This window comes from Streptomyces sp. NPDC034037 (genome assembly GCF_055575715.1).
In genome coordinates, this window is sequence record NZ_JBVISC010000007.1 from 240,118 (window position 1) to 256,629 (window position 16,512).

Consider the following 16,512-nt stretch of genomic DNA (forward strand, 5'->3'; position numbering starts at 1 on the left):
GGCTCCCGCCGCTCCCTAGGCTGGGCACCCGCCCCTCCACTCGAACGTAAGTGCTGCCCCGCCGTGACCGTCCGCACGACGCCCCGCCTCGCCGTCACCTCGGCCCTGGCCCTCTCCGCCGCCCTGCTCCTCACGCAGCTGGCCCGCGCGGACGCCGCCCCCGCCTCCGCGGCCACCGCCCGCCTGGCCGCGCTCGCCTCCGACGTCACCACCGCCGACGGCCACCGCTACGACGCGCGGGACCACACCGGGCGCACCATGGACGCCGCCGAGATCGAACAGGCCCAGGACGGCCGCTACCTCGCCGTCTACCACACGCTGCTGCCCGACGGCCGCTTCCACGCCGCCGTCGCCACCTCCACCGACCTGCTGCACTGGCGGCGCCGCCACGACTTCGGCCCCGGCACCCACCAGGCCTCGCTCGCCCACGACGGGCGCGGCGGCTACGTCCTCGCGTACGAGAAGGACCCCCGCAACCACATCGCCGTCCGCGCCTACGACGACACGGCGGCGCTGCTCCACGGCCGCGCGGACCGCGCCTTCGACGCGCCCCGCACCCTGTCGCGCTGCGCCGAGGGCACCCCCGGCGTCACCGCCGTGCGCGGCGGCACCATCCACCTCACCGGGCACTACCGCGCCGCCTGCGACACCGACCGCCAGCTGCGGGCCACCCTCACCGGCTTCCGGCACTGGCACGCCGAACCCGACCGGCGCCTGGACCGCGCCGTGCGCGCCTGGGGCACCGGCGGCAACATCGGCGACCGGACGCCCGTCGCGCTCGGCGGGCAGGGCGCCGTCCTCGTCGAGGGGCAGGGGCGGCGCGCTGACTTCGGCAGCTGGGGCCTGTACGCCTACGATCCCGTGAGCGGCCGCGCCGACAGTCTCGACGTACGCACCCACGGCGGCAGCCGCGCCTTCGCCAACCCCTCCGCGACCTTGCTGACCGACCCGGGGGGCCGGCCCGCGCTGCTCGTCAGTCTGTTCGTCCCGGCCGAGGGTTCCGCCCCCGCGGAGGCCGGTCAGCTGCTGTACTGGCACAGGCTTCGATCGGCGGCGGGGGCGTGTGACCATCCGGCCGACGGGGCGGAACCGCCCGGTGAACATGCGTAGGGTGCTAAAGACCCCGCAGGGTGGAGAGTGGACCGACGCGCCGAAGGGAGCCGAGGCGATGGACGAGCACAAGGAGACCCTCCGGGTGGGCTCGGCCGTGCGGCGCCGCCGCCGGCAGCTGGAGCTCACCCTCGCCGTCGTCGCCGAGCGCAGCGGCCTGTCGGTGCCCTTCCTCAGCCAGATCGAGAACGAACGCGCCCGGCCCAGCAGACGCTCCCTCCAGCGCGTCGCGGACGCCCTGCGCACCACCGACGTCGAGCTGCTCGCCGCGGCGGACCCGGCCCGCACCGTCGATGTCGTGCGCGCCGACGACGACACGGACCTCGACACCTCCACGCCCGAGGCGCGCGTACGCCTGCTCGCCCGCGGCCACCACCAGCTCCAGGTCCTCGAATTCGTCGGCGACCACGACGAGGGCCGTGAACTCCAGCACCGCAACGACGAGTTGATGTACGTCGTCGAGGGCGCCGTCGAGATGGAGGCGGAGGGCCGCGCCTACCGCCTCGGGCGCGGCGACAGCGTCTTCCTCACCGGAGGGGTGCGCCACCGCTGGCGGGCCACGGTGGCGGACACCCGGGTCCTGGTGGTCGCCGTGGGGGACCACATCGAGGCGATCGACGACGGCGGGCGCTGAGGTGCCCGGGAAGCGGGGACCGCTGCGGGTCGTCTCGCTGGTGCCCTCGCTGACCGAGGCGGTCGCCGTGAGCGTGCCCGGCGCGCTGGTCGGGGCCACGGACTGGTGCGACCACCCGCCGGACCTGGACGTCACCCGGGTGGGCGGCACGAAGAACCCCGACGTGCCCCGGATCATCTCCCTCGCCCCCGACCTGGTGATCGCCAACGAGGAGGAGAACCGCGCCCCCGACCTGGCCGCCCTGCGCGCGGCGGGCGTCGAGGTCCTGCTGACCGAGGTGCGGACGCTGGATCAGGCCTTCCGGGAACTGCGCAGGGTCCTCGCGGCGTGCGGGGCCGGCTCGGCACGCTGGCCGGCCGAGGCGGAGACGGCATGGCGGCTGCCCCGCCCGCCGGCCCGGCTGCGGGCGGCGATCCCGATCTGGCGGCGGCCGTGGATGGTCCTCGGCCGGGACACGTTCGCGGGGGACCTGCTCGCCCGCCTGGGCATCGACAACGCCTGCGCCGGCCACGCCGAGCGGTATCCGCGCATCCCGGTCGAGGAGCTGTGCGCGGCCGATCTCGACCTGGTCGTCCTGCCCGACGAGCCGTACCGCTTCACGCGCGAGGACGGCCCGGAGGCGTTCCCCGGCCTGCCCGTCGCGCTGGTCAGCGGCCGTCACCTCACCTGGTACGGGCCTTCGCTGGTCGAGGCACCCGCCGTGCTCGGCGCGGCCCTGCGAGCAGCTCGCCGGTGAGGACACCGCGCGCGGTGAGCGCCAGCGCCACCGCCCAGGCGGCGACGAGGAAGGCGTAGAGCCCGGCCGCGAGCCAGTCGAACACCGGCAGGCCGGTGTGCCCGCCGAGCCCCTCGGCGCCCGTCACGCAGGTGCCGACCGGGAAGGTGAACGCCCACCAGGTCATCGCGAAGCCCATCCCGGCGCGCCGGGCGCGCCGCACCAGGGCGAGCGCGAGCGCCAGCCACAGCAGGGCGAAGCCCGTCACGGGCACGCCGTAGAGCACGGCGAGGACGAGGAAGCCCTGGTCGAGCGGGGCGGGTACGACGCCGGGGGCGGCGTCCGCGAACTTGTTGGCGGCGGTCGTCGACTGGCCCAGCGGGCCGAGCACCAGGAACAGGGTCGGGGTGAGCGCCAGGGGCGGCGGGCCCGAGGTCACCAGACGGGCGAAGACCACCGGCAGGACGACCAGGGTGGCGAGCAGGCTCAGGCCGAACATCGCCAGGCAGGCGTACAGCAGTGTCCGCTGGGCCGTGCCCTCGGGCAGCCGGGGTATCAGCAGCGGGCCGAGGGCCGCCGACACCATCGGGGCCACCACCGGCAGCAGCCACACGGGCGAGGCCTGGTCGGCGGTGATGCGATGGCGGACCACCATCAGATACGGGATGACGACGGCGCCGGCGAGGCCGATCAGGGTGCCGAGGGTGAACAGCACGGCGTCGACCGCGACCGCGGCGCCGGCGCCGATCCAGTCCTCGCCGACGATCAGCGCGCCGCCGCCGACCGCGAGCAGCGCCATGGACAGACAGCCGTAGAAGGGGGCCACGGCCGGGTCGAGGAGATGGGCGCGGGCCTGGTCGCGGTGGTGGGCCCAGTGCCCGGCGCGGGCGACGAGCAGCACGGCGAGCAGCACGAGGGACAGCGCCCAGACGGCGGTGCAGGCCGTCCGCAGGCCCGGGACCCGGTAGGGGAGGGTGGCGCCCGCCGTGGCGACGATGGCGGTGCCCATGACGGACGCGTACCAGTTCGGGCCGAGGTGGCGGACGGCGGGGAGCCGGGGGCCGGGGGTGGGGGGAGCGAGAGGAGCCGGGCGGGCGACGGTGACCATGGCTCCACCGTCGTACGCGGACGGAGGCCGCGCCAGGGAGTACGTTCCTATGAGGACATAAGCTGGCTTTATGAGTCAGCCCTCTCCGTCAGCTACGCCGCCCGCATCGGCGCAGGCGGCGCTCGCCCACCGCGTCCCCGACCTCGGGGCGCTCCAGCTGCTGCTGGCCGTGGCCCGGCTCGGCAGCCTCGGGCGGGCCGCGCGGGAGCTGGGCATCACGCAGCCGGCGGCGAGCAGCAGGGTCCGCGCGATGGAGCGGCAGCTGGGCGTCGCGCTGGTCGACCGGTCGCCGCGCGGCTCGCGCCTGACGGACGCCGGGGCGCTCGTCACCGACTGGGCGGGGCGGATCGTGGAGGCGGCGGAGGCCTTCGACGCGGGGGCGCAGGCGCTGCGCGACCGCAGGGACTCGCGGCTGCGGGTGGCGGCGAGCATGACGATCGCCGAGTACCTGCTGCCGGGCTGGCTGATCGCGCTGCGGAGCCAGCGCCCCGACACGGCCGTCTCGCTCCTCGCGGGCAACTCCGCGGCCGTGGCGTCGCGGCTGCTGGCCGACGAGGCGGACCTCGGCTTCGTCGAGGGGCTCACGGTGCCGGCCGGTCTCGACGACGTGGTCATCGCGCATGACCGGCTGGTCGTCGTGACGGCGCCCGGGCACCCCTGGGCGCGGCGCGGCGAACCGCTCGGCGCCCAGGAGCTGGCGGCGACGCCGCTGATCCTGCGCGAGGAGGGCTCGGGCACCCGCCAGGTCCTGGACGCGGCACTCGGCGGCCTGGCCCGCCCACTGATCGAACTGTCCTCGACGACGGCGGTCAAGGCCGCGGCGGTCAGCGGCGCGGGCCCCTCGGTCCTGAGCGAACTCGCCGTGGGCGAGGAGCTGGCGGCGCGCCGCCTGGTGGAGATCCCCCTGCGGGAGATCCGCCTGCGCCGCGCACTGCGCGCGGTCTGGCCCACGGGCCACCGCCCGACGGGCCCGGGAAGGGACCTGTTGACGCTCACGCGGGGCGGGCGCTGAGCCGAGCGGGGGCGCGGCCGTAAGGGCGGCGGAGTCGCAGGGCGCGGCGAGCCGCGCTCAGGAGGCGGCTCGGACCAGCGCCGTCATGACCCGCGTGTCCTCCCCCATCTCCGGGTGCCACTGCACGCCCAACGCCCAAGCGGGCGAGGCCAGTTCGATGGCCTCCACGGTGCCGTCCTCGGCGTGGGCCGAGACCGTGAGGCCCTCGCCGAGGCGGTCCACGGCCTGATGGTGGTACGTCGGCACGTCCGACGCCGCGTCCGAGGCGAGGGACGCGTAGAGCGTGCCCGGCACCGGTTTCACCGTGTGCGTGCCGAAGACGCCCGGCGCCACCGCGTGCCCGTCCAGGTGCTGCACCAGCGTGCCGCCGAGCGCCACGTTCAGCAGCTGCATGCCCCGGCAGATGCCGAGCAGCGGCGTCCCGGACTCCAGCGCGGCCTCGATCAGGGCCAGTTCCCAGGCGTCCCGCTCCGGCGCGGGCGGCCCGGTCAGCTCCTCGCGCCGCGCCCCGTACCGCCCGGGCTCGACGTCGGGCCCGCCCGCGATGACCACGCCGTCCAGCCGGGCGACGACGGAACGCGCGTACGACGGGTCGTCCGGCGGCAGCAGGGCGGCGAGGGCGCCCGCCCGCCGCACCAGGTTCGGGTACGCGGCGGGCAGCAGCGCCGCGGGCAGCTCCCACACGCGCCAGCTCGCCCGCGCCTCCAGATAGGTGCTGACACCGATCAGCGGCCTGCCGCCCACTGCGTTCTCCCTCGTCGTCGTCCTCGTGGTCCTCGTCGCCCTCGCCGCTGTCCGCGCCGAGGTGCTCAGTCTCGCTCCAACTCCGCCTCGGCGGCCGCGAGCGCCGCGAACTCCTCCTCCGGCGCGCTCGCCACCAGGTGGCGGCGGCTGTACAGCCCGAAGTAGGCGATCGCGACCCCGTACACCACGAGCGCGATGACCGCCGCCGTCACGTCCACCAGGAAGGTGGCGACCAGCGCCGCACAGGCGAGGACCAGCGCGACCGACGAGGTCAGGACGCCGCCGGGCGTGCGGTAGGGGCGCTCGAGGCCCGGCTCGCGGCGGCGCAGCACGATGTGCGAGAGCGACATCAGCGCGTACGAGATGGTGGCGCCGAACACCGCGACGTTCAGCATGCGGGCGCCGTCCCCGGTCGCCGCGGCGAGCCCGAAGCCGATCGCGCCGGGCACGAGCAGCCCGAGGTAGGGCGCCTTGCGGCTGCTGGTGAGCGACAGGAAGCGGGGGAGGTAGCCGGCGCGGGAGAGCGCGAAGAGCTGGCGCGAGCCCGCGTAGATGAGGGAGAAGAAGGACGCCACGAGCCCCGCGAGACCGGCGTAGTTGATGACGCGGCTCAGGCCCGTCGCCTCGCCGTCCGGCTGCAGCGCCTCGACCAATGGGTTGCCCGCGTCCTGGAGCGCGTCGGCGCCGCGCGCGCCGGCCGAGGCGAAGAAGGTGAGGAGTGCGAGGGCGACGAGGATGGCCATCGACCAGCGGATCGCCCGCGGCAGCGTGCGCGCCGGGTCCTTCGTCTCCTCGGCGGCCAGCGGCACGCCCTCCACCCCGAGGAAGAACCACATGCCGAACGGGAACGCCGCCCAGATGCCGAGCAGACCCATCGGCAGCCAGGAGTTGGCGCCGAAGGCGTCCGCGTCCACGGGGATGTCGTTCAGTCGGGCGGCGTCGAAGTCCAGGAACGCGCCGACGGCGAAGACCAGCAGCGCCGCCACGGCGACGCCGGTCACGACGAAGCTGAAGCGCAGCGCCTCGCCGACGCCCCACAGGTGGATGCCGATGAAGACGACGAAGCAGGCGAGGTAGACGGGCCAGCCGGAGGTGAGGCCGAACAGGCCGAGCGACTCGACGTAGTCGCCGATGAAGATGGAGATCGCGGCGGGCGCCAGGATGTACTCGATGAGGATCGCCGTGCCGGTCAGGAAGCCGCCCCAGGGGCCGAGCGCCCGGCGCGCGAAGCCGTAGCCGCCGCCGGCCGTGGGCAGCACGGAGGAGAGCTCGGCGAGCGAGAAGACCATGCAGGCGTACATCACGCCCATCAGGGCCATGGCGATCCCGAGGCCGCCGAAGCCGCCCTCGGCCAGGCCGAAGTTCCAGCCCGAGAAGTCGCCCGACACGACGTAGGCGACGCCGAGGCCGGTGAGCAGCAGCCAGCCCGCGCTGCCCCGGCGGAGCGTCCTGCGCTCCAGATAGTCGTCCGCCGGTTCGGCGGGGCTCGGCTTGCTGGACTCCACGGTCATGGCACGGCTCCTCTGCGGCGGCGGCACTGCGGGGCGGGGAGGGGGAGGCTGGGCGGCTTAGTGGCTTAGTGGCTTAGTGGCTTAGCGACTGGGCGGCTGGGCCGCTGGGCGATTCAATGGAACGGATGCATACCTTTGCCGTGCCGGGGGCGGGAAAGCAAGACCCGTGCGTTACGGAGAGGTAAAAGGCCGCCTCACGTCAAGAACCCCCGCAGCAGCGCCGCCGTGCCCGCGCAGTGCTCCCGCATCATCTCCCGCGCCCCGTCCGCGTCCCCGTCGAGCACCGCCTCCACGAGCGCGGTGTGCTGGCGCTGCGAGTGCTCCAGGTTGCGCACCAGTAGCGGGATGCAGTCCAGCAGGTCGTTCACGGTCGCCCGCACCGCGGCGTACTGCGCGGTGAGCGTGGGGGAGCCGCACAGCTCGGCGAGCGTCAGGTGCAGCAGCGTGTCCAGGCGGCGGTACTGCGACAGGGGCGCGTCGTGCGTCCGCGCGAGCGCCGCCCGCAGCCGGTGAGCCTGGTCGCCGGTGAGGCCGTGCGCCGCGCACAGCCCGGCCGCCCCCACCTCCAAGACCTCCCGGAAGCGCAGCGCGTCCTCCACGTCCACGTCCGCGATCCGCCGGCGCAGCTCGTCCTCGCCCGCCGCCTCGGGGCGCGGGCGCACGAAGGTGCCGCCGTACCGCCCGCGCCGCGACTCGACCAGGCCCTGGTCGGTCAGCACCTTCAGGACCTCCCGCAGCGTGACCCGGCTGATGCCGAGGCGGTCGGCCAACTCCCGCTCCGACGGCAGGCGTTCGCCGCCCGGCACCAGGCCGAGGCGGACGACCTGGAGGATCTGCTCCAGCGCCTCCTCGAAGCCGTTGCCCGCCCGCACCGGGCGCAGTACCGGAGTCAGCCCGTCCGCGTCCCGCGACACGGGAGATCTGCCCTCTTCCGGGTGCGACATCTCCGTACCCCCTTCCCAAGCAAAGGTTCTCCGCAATACCTTATGGCTCCCGGCTGACCCAAGGAGGCATTTCCCGTGGCAGACCGCACACCCCCGCTCGCCGTCGAGGAGCTGACCGCCCTCGTCGCGAGCGGCGAGATCGACACTGTCGTCCTGGCCTTCCCCGATATGCAGGGGCGGCTCCAGGGCAAGCGGTTCGCCGCCCGCTTCTTCCTCGACGAGGTCCTCGAACACGGCACGGAGGGCTGCAACTACCTCCTCGCCGTCGACACGGAGATGAACACCGTCGACGGATACGCCATGTCCTCCTGGGAGAGCGGCTACGGCGACTTCGCCCTGCACGCCGACCTCACCACCTTGCGCCGCGTCCCCTGGAACGAGGGCACCGCGATGCTGATGGCGGACCTCGCCTGGAACGACGGCTCACCCGTCGTCGCGGCCCCCCGCCAGATACTGCGCCACCAGCTCGACCGGCTCGCGGAGCTCGGCTACAGCGCGCACGTGGGGACCGAGCTGGAGTTCATCGTCTTCAAGGACACCTACGAGCGGGCCTGGGACGCCGGCTACAAGAACCTCACGCCCGCCAACCAGTACAACATCGACTACTCCGTCCTCGGGACCGGCCGCGTCGAACCCCTGCTGCGCCGCATCCGCAACGAGATGGCGGCCGCCGGGCTCGTCGTCGAGTCGGCCAAGGGCGAGTGCAACCCCGGCCAGCACGAGATCGTGTTCCGCTACGACGAGGCCCTCGTCACCTGCGACCAGCACGCCATCTACAAGACGGGCGCCAAGGAGATCGCGGCCCAGGAAGGTGTCTCGCTCACCTTCATGGCCAAGTTCAACGAGCGCGAGGGCAACTCCTGCCACATCCACCTCTCGCTCCAGGACGCCGACGGCGCCAACGCCATGGCCGGCTCCCCGGACGACCCCGGCGGCATGTCGCCCCTCATGCGGCACTTCCTCGCCGGCCAGCTCGCCGCGCTGCGCGACTTCTCCCTCCTCTACGCGCCCAACATCAACTCCTACAAGCGGTTCGTGCCCGGCTCCTTCGCGCCGACCGCCGCCGCGTGGGGCCACGACAACCGCACCTGCGCGCTGCGCGTCGTCGGCCACGGCCGCTCCCTGCGCTTCGAGAACCGGCTGCCCGGCGGCGACGTGAACCCCTACCTCGCGGTCGCGGCGCTGGTCGCCGCCGGCCTGTACGGCGTCGAGCACAAGCTCGAACTGCCGGACGAGTGCACCGGCAACGCCTACACCGGCGACCACGCCCACGTCCCCACCACCCTGCGCGAGGCCGCCGAGCTGTGGGAGAACAGCCCCATCGCCAAGGCCGCCTTCGGCGACGAGGTGGTCGCGCACTACCGCAACATGGCGCGGGTCGAGCTGACCGCCTTCGACTCCGCGGTGACCGACTGGGAGCTCCGCCGCTCCTTCGAACGCTTGTGAGGCAGCCTTGCTCGACGTACTGAACCCGGCGACGGAAGAGGTCATCGCGACCGTCCCCGCCGCCGACGCGGACGACGTGCGGCGCGCCGTGGAGCGGGCCGTGGGCGCCCAGCGGGCCTGGGCCGCCGTCGCCCCCGCGGACCGCGCCCGGCTGCTGCGCCGCTTCGCCGACACCGTGGACGGCCACCTCGACGAGCTGGCCGATCTGGAGGTCCGCGAGGCCGGTCACCTGCCGGGCAACGCCCGCTGGGAGGCGGGCAACGTCCGGGACCTGCTCCTGTACGCGGCCGGGGGCGCCGAACGCCTCACCGGGCAGCAGATCCCGGCGCCCGGCGGCTGGAACGTCACCTTCCGGGAACCGCTCGGCGTGGTGGGCGTCATCGCCCCCTGGAACTTCCCGATGCCCATCGCCGCCTGGGGCTTCGCCCCCGCCCTCGCCGCGGGCAACACCGTCCTGCTCAAGCCCGCCGAGACCACCCCGCTCACCGCCCTGCGACTCGCCGAACTGGCCCTGGAGGCCGGACTGCCCGAGCACGTCTTCCAGGTGCTGCCCGGCCACGGCCACATCACCGGCCGCGCCCTGGTCGACCACCCCGACGTCGCCAAGATCGTCTTCACGGGTTCCACGCGCACCGGCCGCGAGATCATGGAGCGCTGCGCGGGCCAGGTCAAACGGCTCACCCTGGAACTGGGCGGCAAGAGCCCCAACATCGTCTTCGCCGACGCGGACCTCGAGGCCGCCACCGACCCCTTCTCCTTCCTCGACAACTCCGGCCAGGACTGCTGCGCCCGCACCCGCGTCCTCGTACAGGAGTCGGTGTACGACGAGGTCGCGGCGCTGCTGACCGAGGCGCTCGGCGAGGTCGTCGTGGGCGATCCGCGGGATGCGAAGACACAGATGGGTCCGCTGATCTCCCGACGGCAGCTGGAGAACGTGCGCGCGCTCGTGCCGGACGAGGCGCCCGGCATCCGCGGCAGCGCCCCCACCGGGCCCGGCTTCTGGTTCCCCCCGACCGTCCTGACCGCCGAGCGGCCCGACTCGCCCGCCGCCGTCGAGGAGATCTTCGGCCCCGTGGCGGTGCTGCTGCCCTTCACCGACGAACAGGACGCGATCCGCCTCGCGAACGCCTCGCCGTACGGCCTGTCCGGCTCCATCTGGACGCGGGACGTGGGCCGGGCCCTGCGGGTCTCCGAGGCCGTCAAGGCCGGGAACCTCTCCGTCAACTCGCACTCCAGCGTGCGCTACTGGACCCCCTTCGGGGGCTACAAGCAGTCCGGCCTCGGGCGCGAGCTGGGCCCGGACGCGCTGCACGCCTTCACCGAAACCAAGAACGTCTTCATCAGCACGGAGGCCTGAACCCCATGTCAGAGAACATCTGCCGCCGCCTCGTCGGCCGCACCGCCGTCATCACCGGCGCCGGCAGCGGCATCGGCCTCGCCACCGCGCGCCGCCTCGCCTCCGAAGGCGCCCACGTCGTCTGCGGCGACATCGACGAGAGCGCGGGCAAGGCCGCCGCCGAGGAGGTCGGCGGGACCTTCGTACGCGTCGACGTCACCGACGCCGAGGAGGTCGAGGCGCTCTTCAGGACCGCCCACGACACCTACGGCTCCGTCGACATCGCCTTCAACAACGCGGGCATCTCACCGCCCGACGACGACTCCATCCTGGACACCGGCCTGGAGGCCTGGAAGCGCGTCCAGGACGTCAACCTCACCTCCGTCTACCTGTGCTGCAAGGCCGCCATCCCCTACATGCGGCGCCAGGGCAAGGGCTCCATCATCAACACCGCCTCGTTCGTCGCCAGGATGGGCGCGGCGACCTCGCAGATCTCCTACACCGCGTCCAAGGGCGGCGTCCTCGCCATGTCCCGCGAGCTGGGGGTCCAGTTCGCCCGCGAGGGCATCCGCGTCAACGCGCTCTGCCCGGGCCCGGTCAACACCCCGCTGCTCCAGGAGCTGTTCGCCAAGGACCCCGAGCGCGCCGCGCGCCGCCTCGTGCACATCCCCGTGGGCCGCTTCGCCGAGGCCGAGGAGATGGCCGCCGCCGTGGCGTTCCTCGCCAGCGACGACTCCTCGTTCGTCAACGCCACCGACTTCCTCGTCGACGGCGGGCTCACCGGCGCGTACGTGACCCCGCTGTAGGCACAGCGCGCCGTTCACCCGGCAGCCACCCGCACGTCGGTCGGGCGTCGCACGACGCCCGACCGGCCCGCGTAGACACGGGAGTGTGTTCGTGAACCTCAAGCGCCGCGCCATCGCGGCCGCATCCGTGCTCGCCGTCGCCACCACCGGCTTCCTCGGCGTCCAGGCCACCGCCGAGGCGACCCAGGACGCCCCGCCGCGGGCCGACAAGTGCCCCGCGCTCACCGTCTCCGCGGGCTGGTACGGCAGCAACAAGGCCAGACTCCAGCACATGGTGGACCGCTACGGCCGGTGCGGCGACGGGCACGGCGCCAAGCCGCTCGCCGCCTTCGACTGGGACAACACCGTCGTCAAGAACGACATCGGCGACGCCACCATGTTCTGGCTGCTGCGCCACGGCAGGATCCGCACGCCCTCGGGCGGCGACTGGCGCACCACGAGCCGCTACCTGACCGCCCCGGCGGCCCAGGCCCTGGCCAAGGCCTGCCCGGCCACCCGGGCCACCCTGCCCACGCACCGGAACACCGCCCGGGGCGCCGCCTGCGCCGACGAGATCCTGTCCGTCTACGGCGAGGGCGCCACGACCTCGGGCGCGCCGGCCTTCGCGGGCTTCGACCACCGGCGCATGGAACCGCAGTACGCCTGGCTCGCCCAGCTCACCCAGGGCTGGACCACCCGCCAGGTCAAGGGCTTCGCGGCCGCCGCGCGCGAGGAGAACCTCGCCGCGCCCGTCGGGGCGCGGCAGCGGGTCGGCACCCACCAGGTCACCGGCTGGGTGCGCTACTACGACCAGCAGCGCGACCTGATCCACACCCTGAAGAAGGCCGGTTTCGACGTGTACGTCGTCTCCGCGTCGCCCGAGCCGGTCGCCGAGGTGTGGGCCGCGGCCGTCGGCGTCGACGCCCGGCACACCCTCGGCATCCGCAACGTCCTCGCCCACGGCAGGCAGACCGCCCATCTCAAGGGCTGCGGCACCGTCGCGGACGGCGACGACTCGATGATCACGTACATCGACGGCAAGCGCTGCTGGATCAACAAGGAGATCCTCGGCGTGCGCGGCGCCGCCGCCGAGCGGGTCCAACCCGCCGCGCGGCGGCAGGTGTTCGCGGCCGGCGACTCGGACACGGACATCTCCTTCCTGCGCGACGCCACCGGCCTCAGGCTCGCCTTGAACCGCAACAAGAACGAACTGATGTGCCGCGCCTACGAGAACGGCGACGGCCGCTGGCTGGTCAACCCCATGTTCATCGAGCCCAAGGGCGAGAAGGCGGACCCCTACCCCTGCGCCACCACCGGCTACACCGAACGGGACGGCCGGCAGGGTCCGGTGCGCCGTACGGACGGCTCGGTGATCCCCGATCAGCGGGACACGGTGTTCGGGACGTCGACGCCGTCGCCCGCCGCACAGGACTGATGTACGGTCCACTCGCATGCGTAACAGAAACATTTCGGCGCTGACCCTGGCGGCGGCCGCCGCGCTGGCGGCGGTGCCCGCGGCGCTCCCCGCGGCCGCCGCCACGCCCACGAACTCCGCCACGGCAGAGGTCCGTTGTCCGCAGCTCTCGAAGAAGCTCAGCTGGTACGGCGACAACCGCGCCCGGCTCCAGCGGGTGATCGACGAGCGCGGCCGCTGCGCGAACCCCCACCCGGGCCACGGGCACGAGCGCCCGGTCGCCGCCTTCGACTGGGACAACACGGTCGTCAAGAACGACGTCACCGACGCGACCATCGCCTGGTCCCTGCGGCACGACAAGATCCTGCGCCCCAAGAGCTGGAAGGCCACCAGCAAGTGGCTGACCGACGAGGCGCACCGCGCCCTCACCGAGGCCTGCGGCACCGACGTGCCCGTCGGCAAGCCCCTGCCGACCTCCAGGAACACCGCCTGCGCGGACGAGATCTTCGAGATCCGCGAGGACGGCAGGACCATGAGCGGCGCCGCCGCCTTCGCGGGCCGGTGGGACCACCGGCACACCGTCCCGCAGTACGCCTGGGTGCCGCAGCTCTTCGCCGGGCACACCGTCCCTCAGCTGGAGTCGTACGCCGCGAAGGCCCGCAAGGAGGCGCTCGCCGCCCCGGTCGGCGCCACGCAGACCGTCGGCACCCATGAGATCCCCGGCTACGTCCGCTACTACGACCAGCAGCGCGACCTGATCCGCACCCTCAAGAAGGCCGGTTTCGACGTCTACATCGTCTCGGCGGGCTCCGAACCGGTCGCCGAGGTGTGGTCCAGGAGCGTCGGCGTCGACCGCGCGCACACCATCGCCATCCGCTCCGTCCTGGACCGCGAGGGCCGCATCACCACCTGGAACCAGGGCTGCGGCGATGTGCCCGTCAACAAGGGCGAGGCCATCCCCTACATCGACGGCAAGCGCTGCTTCATCAACCAGGAGATCTACCGGGTCAAGGGCAAGGCGGCCTGGCAGAAGCAGGACCGGGCGCGGCGCATCGCGCTCGGCGGCGGCGACGCCGACACGGATGTCACCTTCGTCGGCGACGCCACCGGCGCGCACCTCGTGCTGAACCGCAACAAGAGCGAGTTCATGTGCCGCGCGTACGACAACGCCGACGGCCGCTGGGTGGTGAACCCGATGTTCATCGAGCCGATGCCGCGCAAGACCGGCACCTACCCGTGCTCGACCGCCGCGTACAACGAGCACGACGGCAGCAAGGGCCCCGTGCTGCGCGACGACGGCTCGGTGGTGCCCGACCAGCGGGATTCGGTGTACTGACCTTCCGATCACGTCCTAGAGTGCCGGAATGAGCATGACACCTCCGCCCGGCTGGTACCCGGACCCGAACCAGCCCTCCGTCGAGCGCTGGTGGGACGGGGCCGCGTGGACCGAGCACCGCCGCGCCCCCGGCAACGCGCAGGCGGCGGCCCCGGCGGCGCAGGGCTTCGGCCCGGCGCCCGACCTGGCCGCGACGCCGGTGAGCACTCCGGGGACCCGCTCCGGCGGCGGCCGCGCGAAGACCATCGCGCTGGCCGCCGCCGGAGCGGTCCTCGTCGCCGCTATCGTCACGGGCGTCGTCGCCCTCACCAAGGACGACGGCGAAGCGCGGGGCGGCGACGCCCCGTCCGGCGCCCCGACCGCGACGCAGGGGAGCGAGAGCCCCTCCCCGACACCGACGCCGACGAAGACGTCCGACCCGAACCCCGACGTCCTCGTCGACGACCTCAACGGGCTCACGCTCCCCGTCATCGACGGCTGGGAGAAGGCCGAGAGCACCGTCAACAGGGAGCCGACCCTCCAGACCCCGGACACCTACGACTGCCCCGGCGACTCGGGCGTCTGCCGCCACGGCGAGATCACCTCGCACCCCGTGACCGCCACCGACGAGACCTCCCCGAAGGCGCTGGCCAGGGGCGACATCAACGACGCCGCCAAGAGCGTCTACGGCGAGGACGTCCTCGGCAACAACCCCTACGACGGCATCACCGGGCACGAGAAGGTCGCGGAGGGGACGGTCGCCGTCGCCGGCCGCAGCGGCTACTACGTGCGCTGGAAGGTGCGGACCGGCAAGGGCTCCGGAGGGTACGTGCAGTCGGTGGCGTTCAAGTCGAGCATCGGCGCCGAACCGATGGTCATCGTCCGCCTCTCCATCGACGTCGCCAAGGGCGCGCCGCCCCTGTCCGACATGGACCGCGTCGTCAAGGGCATCCGCTCGGTCGACGACAGCGCGACGGGCGGCGGGGTCGGCGAGGACGTGGGGGCGACGCCCTGAGGCGTCCCGCGGGGCTCCGGAGGGTGCCGCGGCAGGCTCCGGGGCGCCGCGGGCCGCGCCGCCCGGTCACAGGAAGGTGCGGCCCTCGCCCCGGTACGTCGGCACGCTCCCCGTCACCTCGTCGCCCGCCACCAGGTGCAGCGCGGCGAACCGCTCGCACAGCTCCCCGGCCTTGGCGTGCCGGAACCACACCTTGTCGCCGATCAGCAGATCGTCCGCCGCCGGGCCGTGCAGCGGCGTCTGCACCTCGCCGGCGCCCTCCTGAGGGTCGTACCGCAGGCCCTCGGGGAGATACGGCACCGGGGAGCGGTCCGCACCCGCGACCCCCGACGCCGGATAGCCGCCGCCGAGCACCGTCACCGTGCCCGGCCCCGGCCTGCGCACCACCGGCTGCGCGAAGAGCGCGGCCGGACGGCCGCTGAACGACGTGTAGTTGTCGAACAGCCGCGGCACGAAGAGCCCCGACCCGGCGGCGATCTCCGTCACCGCGCGCTCCGCCGCCGTGTGCTGCACGCTGCCGGTACCGCCGCCGTTGACGAACTCCAGGTCCGGCACCACCGCCCGCACGGCACCGATGGTCCGCGCCCGCCGCTCCGCCAGCTCCCGGCGCGCCGCGGCCTGCATCATCCTGATCGTCCGCGAGCGCGCCGGACGCCCCTCCACCGCGTCGCCCACGCCCGCGACATGGCCCTCGTACGCCATGACGCCCACGAGCCGGAAACCGGGCCGGCGGGTGATGGCCCGGGCCAGCGCGGCGACCTGCGCGGGCGCGTGCAGCGGGGAGCGGAGCGCGCCGATCCGCACGCGGCCGCCCAGTGTCCGGAAGGAGGTGTCCAACTCCAGGCAGACCCGCACTTGTTCCGTGCCGCCGTTCCTGGCCTCGTCGATCAGCCGCAGCTGCGCCGGGTCGTCGACCATCACGGTCACCGCGGCCGCCAGCTTCGGGTCGGCGCTCAGCTCGGCGAAACCGGCGCGGTCCGCCGAGGGATAGGCGAGCAGCACGTCCTCGAAGCCGGAACGCGCGAGCCATATCGACTCCGCGAGCGTGAACGACATGATCCCGGCGAAGCCGTCGCGGGCCAGGACGCGTTCGAGCAGGGCCCGGCAGCGCACGGACTTGCTCGCGACGCGGATCGGCTTGCCGCCCGCGCGGCGCACGAGGTCGTCGGCGTTGGCGTCGAACGCGTCCAGATCCACGATCGCGAGGGGGGCGTCGAGATGTGCGGTGGCCCGGTCGTAGCGGGCTCGGTCTGCGGCGAGGCCAGTCATGGCGGAAGCCTGCCAGAGACGATTACCCGAGGGTAGGGGGATGATCCGGGCAGATCGCCCGGGGCCCGGGAGGGGGGTTCCCGAACGGCCCTCCCGTGCCCGTAGAGTGACGCGCACGGAGCCTCGCCGGGCCGAGCGTTCCGGCAGCCGGAGC

15 protein-coding genes are annotated in these 16,512 nt (G+C 73.7%); 10 read left to right on the top strand and 5 right to left on the bottom strand.

What is annotated here, in order from left to right; all coding sequences use genetic code 11:
• Positions 1–63 precede the first annotated feature (63 nt).
• Genes ACZ516_RS25070 through ACZ516_RS25080 form a run of 3 tightly spaced genes read left to right on the top strand, consistent with a single transcriptional unit; the run spans position 64 to position 2,480 of the window.
• Entirely contained in the window at positions 64–1,110 is a 1,047-nt protein-coding gene (locus ACZ516_RS25070; protein ID WP_469011712.1) for a hypothetical protein, read from the top strand.
• Positions 1,111–1,168: 58 nt separating this feature from the next.
• Positions 1,169–1,744, top strand: coding sequence for a helix-turn-helix domain-containing protein (locus tag ACZ516_RS25075; protein WP_358579073.1), 576 nt, complete (start codon positions 1,169–1,171; stop codon positions 1,742–1,744).
• Between the two features lie 22 nt (positions 1,745–1,766).
• A complete protein-coding gene (locus ACZ516_RS25080) occupies positions 1,767–2,480 on the top strand; it encodes a helical backbone metal receptor (RefSeq protein ID WP_469011839.1) in 714 nt (237 codons plus the stop codon).
• On the opposite strand, the gene ACZ516_RS25085 is transcribed toward ACZ516_RS25080, so the two are convergent.
• Entirely contained in the window at positions 2,407–3,567 is a 1,161-nt protein-coding gene (locus ACZ516_RS25085; protein WP_469011713.1) for a TDT family transporter, read from the bottom strand. The genes ACZ516_RS25080 and ACZ516_RS25085 overlap by 74 nt on opposite strands.
• 70 nt (positions 3,568–3,637) lie before the next feature.
• Here ACZ516_RS25085 and ACZ516_RS25090 point away from each other — a divergent pair, with 70 nt between their 5' ends.
• Positions 3,638–4,579, top strand: coding sequence for a LysR family transcriptional regulator (locus tag ACZ516_RS25090; protein WP_361078850.1), 942 nt, complete (start codon positions 3,638–3,640; stop codon positions 4,577–4,579).
• Positions 4,580–4,636: 57 nt separating this feature from the next.
• Here the strand turns inward: ACZ516_RS25090 and ACZ516_RS25095 are convergent, their stop codons facing one another.
• From ACZ516_RS25095 to ACZ516_RS25105, 3 genes are all read right to left on the bottom strand, one after another.
• Complete coding sequence (locus ACZ516_RS25095; RefSeq protein ID WP_469011714.1) at positions 4,637–5,323, bottom strand: gamma-glutamyl-gamma-aminobutyrate hydrolase family protein; 687 nt, start codon at positions 5,321–5,323, stop codon at positions 4,637–4,639.
• Positions 5,324–5,388: 65 nt separating this feature from the next.
• Positions 5,389–6,834: an ethanolamine permease gene (eat, locus tag ACZ516_RS25100; protein ID WP_358912943.1), complete on the bottom strand. Its 1,446-nt coding sequence runs from the start codon at positions 6,832–6,834 to the stop codon at positions 5,389–5,391.
• A gap of 194 nt (positions 6,835–7,028) precedes the next feature.
• Complete coding sequence (locus tag ACZ516_RS25105; RefSeq protein WP_361078843.1) at positions 7,029–7,778, bottom strand: FadR/GntR family transcriptional regulator; 750 nt, start codon at positions 7,776–7,778, stop codon at positions 7,029–7,031.
• A 75-nt stretch (positions 7,779–7,853) separates the two neighbouring features.
• Between ACZ516_RS25105 and ACZ516_RS25110 the strand changes: the two genes are divergently transcribed.
• From ACZ516_RS25110 to ACZ516_RS25135, 6 genes are all read left to right on the top strand, one after another.
• Complete coding sequence (locus ACZ516_RS25110) at positions 7,854–9,224, top strand: glutamine synthetase family protein (protein WP_361078840.1); 1,371 nt, start codon at positions 7,854–7,856, stop codon at positions 9,222–9,224.
• Positions 9,225–9,231: 7 nt separating this feature from the next.
• A complete protein-coding gene (locus ACZ516_RS25115; protein WP_469011715.1) occupies positions 9,232–10,581 on the top strand; it encodes an aldehyde dehydrogenase family protein in 1,350 nt (449 codons plus the stop codon).
• A 5-nt stretch (positions 10,582–10,586) separates the two neighbouring features.
• On the top strand, positions 10,587–11,366 hold the full coding sequence (locus tag ACZ516_RS25120; protein WP_361078834.1) for a 3-oxoacyl-ACP reductase: 780 nt from the start codon (positions 10,587–10,589) through the stop codon (positions 11,364–11,366).
• 91 nt (positions 11,367–11,457) lie between these two features.
• The gene (locus ACZ516_RS25125) at positions 11,458–12,780 is read left to right on the top strand and encodes a haloacid dehalogenase-like hydrolase (protein WP_469011716.1); all 1,323 of its coding nucleotides are present in this window, start codon (positions 11,458–11,460) and stop codon (positions 12,778–12,780) included.
• A 16-nt stretch (positions 12,781–12,796) separates the two neighbouring features.
• Positions 12,797–14,095 carry an HAD family hydrolase gene (locus ACZ516_RS25130; protein WP_469011717.1) on the top strand — a complete coding sequence of 433 codons (1,299 nt, stop codon included), beginning with the start codon at positions 12,797–12,799 and terminating at the stop codon, positions 14,093–14,095.
• Positions 14,096–14,123: 28 nt separating this feature from the next.
• Positions 14,124–15,089 carry a DUF2510 domain-containing protein gene (locus ACZ516_RS25135; RefSeq protein ID WP_358588517.1) on the top strand — a complete coding sequence of 322 codons (966 nt, stop codon included), beginning with the start codon at positions 14,124–14,126 and terminating at the stop codon, positions 15,087–15,089.
• A gap of 66 nt (positions 15,090–15,155) precedes the next feature.
• Here the strand turns inward: ACZ516_RS25135 and ACZ516_RS25140 are convergent, their stop codons facing one another.
• On the bottom strand, positions 15,156–16,358 hold the full coding sequence (locus ACZ516_RS25140; RefSeq protein ID WP_361078824.1) for an amino acid deaminase/aldolase: 1,203 nt from the start codon (positions 16,356–16,358) through the stop codon (positions 15,156–15,158).
• Between the last annotated feature and the right edge of the window lie 154 nt (positions 16,359–16,512).